This is a genomic window from Kitasatospora sp. NPDC007106, from assembly GCF_040634455.1.
In the GTDB taxonomy this organism is placed as follows: domain Bacteria; phylum Actinomycetota; class Actinomycetes; order Streptomycetales; family Streptomycetaceae; genus Kitasatospora; species Kitasatospora arboriphila.
On the sequence record NZ_JBEYFP010001082.1, the window covers coordinates 1 to 1,753 of the forward strand.

General features: G+C 78.0%; 1 protein-coding gene and 2 pseudogenes. 1 reads left to right on the forward strand and 2 read right to left on the reverse strand.

Going from position 1 to position 1,753, the window contains the following annotated elements; genetic code table 11:
- A pseudogene (locus ABZ641_RS35970) lies at positions 1-655 on the forward strand (hypothetical protein); the annotation flags it as partial.
- 75 nt (positions 656-730) lie between these two features.
- Here the strand turns inward: ABZ641_RS35970 and ABZ641_RS35975 are convergent.
- Together ABZ641_RS35975 and ABZ641_RS35980 are read right to left on the reverse strand one after the other, a co-directional pair.
- Positions 731-1,414, reverse strand: a complete 684-nt coding sequence (locus ABZ641_RS35975; RefSeq protein WP_359988664.1) for a class I SAM-dependent methyltransferase — start codon at positions 1,412-1,414, stop codon at positions 731-733.
- Positions 1,411-1,753, reverse strand: a pseudogene (locus ABZ641_RS35980) (glycosyltransferase); the annotation flags it as partial. The pseudogene ABZ641_RS35980 and the gene ABZ641_RS35975, both read right to left, overlap by 4 nt.

The window sequence follows — 1,753 nt, forward strand, 5'->3', positions numbered from 1 at the left end:
GGTGGTGGCCGGCGCGGCGGTCGCCGCCAAGCTGCTGCCGGCGCTGGCCCTGCCGGGTGCGCTGTCCGGCCTGCTGTCCGGGCGTCCGGCGAGGAGGCACCTCGTCCTCGCGGGTGCCGCTGCCGGGGTCTTCGTGCTGGCGTACCTGCCGTACGCGGCCCTCTCCGGCGCGGCGGTCCTGGGGTATCTGCCGGGGTACCTGCAGGAGGAGGGGTACGGGCGGGAGCACCTCGGCCGGTTCGGGTTGCTGCGCCTGGTGGTGCCGGACGGGTGGGCGCCCTGGGTGGCGGGCGCGGTCCTGGTGGGGGTGGTGCTGTGGGTGTTGCGGTGCGGTGACCCCCGGCGTCCGTGGCGCGGTGCCCTGGTGGTGACCGGGACGGCCCTGCTGGTCGTCGCGCCGGCCTACCCCTGGTACGGGTTGCTGGTGGTCGCGCTGGTGGCGCTGGACGGCCGCCGGGAGTGGCTCGCGGTGCCGGCGGCCGGACAGGTGCTCTACCTGGCCGGTGGCGGGGCGGTCCAGCAGGTCGCGTACGGTGCGGCGCTGGTGTGCGTGCTCGGGGTGGCGTCGTGGCGACGGCTGCGTCGGCGGGCCGTGGTGCGGAGGGCGGTCGACGGGCCGCGGACCGGGGTGACTCCGGTGCCGGACCGCGGGTGAGTCGCCCCCCGGACGGCCGCCTGCCCGACCGGCCGTCACGGCGCGGTCGAACGGGGGCCGTCCGGCTGCGCCGGCTCAGTTTCCGTAGGGCCGTCCGGGGGCCGGTGCCCGGTGCAGGGCGAGGAACCGGCGTCCGTGCGAGGTCCAGCGTTCCGCCTCGACCAGTCCGGCGCGGTGCGCGCGGCGGACGGTCGCCGACGCGCCGAGGCGGGCCCAGGTGAACGGCGGTCCCAGCCGGCCGTCGGGGCCCTCGACCCGGACGGTCGTCCGTTCGTCGACCTCCTCGGGTTCGACCTCGACCAGCAGGGTGGCGCCGGGGGCGAGGAGTTCGGTGCTGCGGCGGAGCACGGCATCGGGGTCGCCGCCGATGCCCAGGTTGCCGTCGGCGAGCAGGACCCCGCCCCAACGGCCCTCGCCGGGCAGCCGGTCGAAGAGCGAGCGGCGCAGCGCGAGGCCGCCGATGCGGCGGGTCCGGGCCACGGCGGCGGCGGTGATGTCGACGCCGAGGGCGGGCACGCCGAGGCCCAGGAGGGCGGCGACGAGCCGGCCCGGGCCGCAGCCGACGTCCAGGACCGGTGCGGAGAGCCGGGTGCAGCGTGCCAGGAGGTCGTGGTCGGCCCCGGCGGCGGGTCCGCACCAGCGTTCGATGTCCAGTGCGATGCGGCTGCCCTCCGGGCGGCGCAGCCACAGCGGGCCGCGTCCGGTGCGCACGGCGTGGCTGAACGGGTCGTCCACCCACGGGACGGCGGGGGCGGTCATCCGGTCGCCTCCTGTGCCGGGGCGAGTGAGCGCAGGCAGGCGGCGAACCGGCCGTCCGGTGCCTCGGCGGCGGCCAGGCGGACGTCCTGGTGGGTGTCCACGTCGGTCATGGGCGGCAGGTGCCGGACCGTCAGACCGGCGGCGGACAGTCGTTCGAGCAGGGCGCGGCCCGTTCCGCCGGTCGACATGGGGACGCCGAGCAGCAGTTGCCGGGCCAGCCGCCCGGTGGGGCGGGCCAGCCCGAGCGCCCAGAAGCCGCCGTCGACGGCCGGTCCGTACCACGCGTCGACGCCGGTGCGTGCGACGGCGGACAGCGGTGCGGACAGGGTTCGGGCCCGC

Coding starts and splice junctions, on each gene's coding strand:
- ABZ641_RS35975 (WP_359988664.1), bottom strand. CDS start 1,414: ATGACCGCCCCCGCCGTCCCGTGGGTGGACGACCCGTTCAGCCACGCC.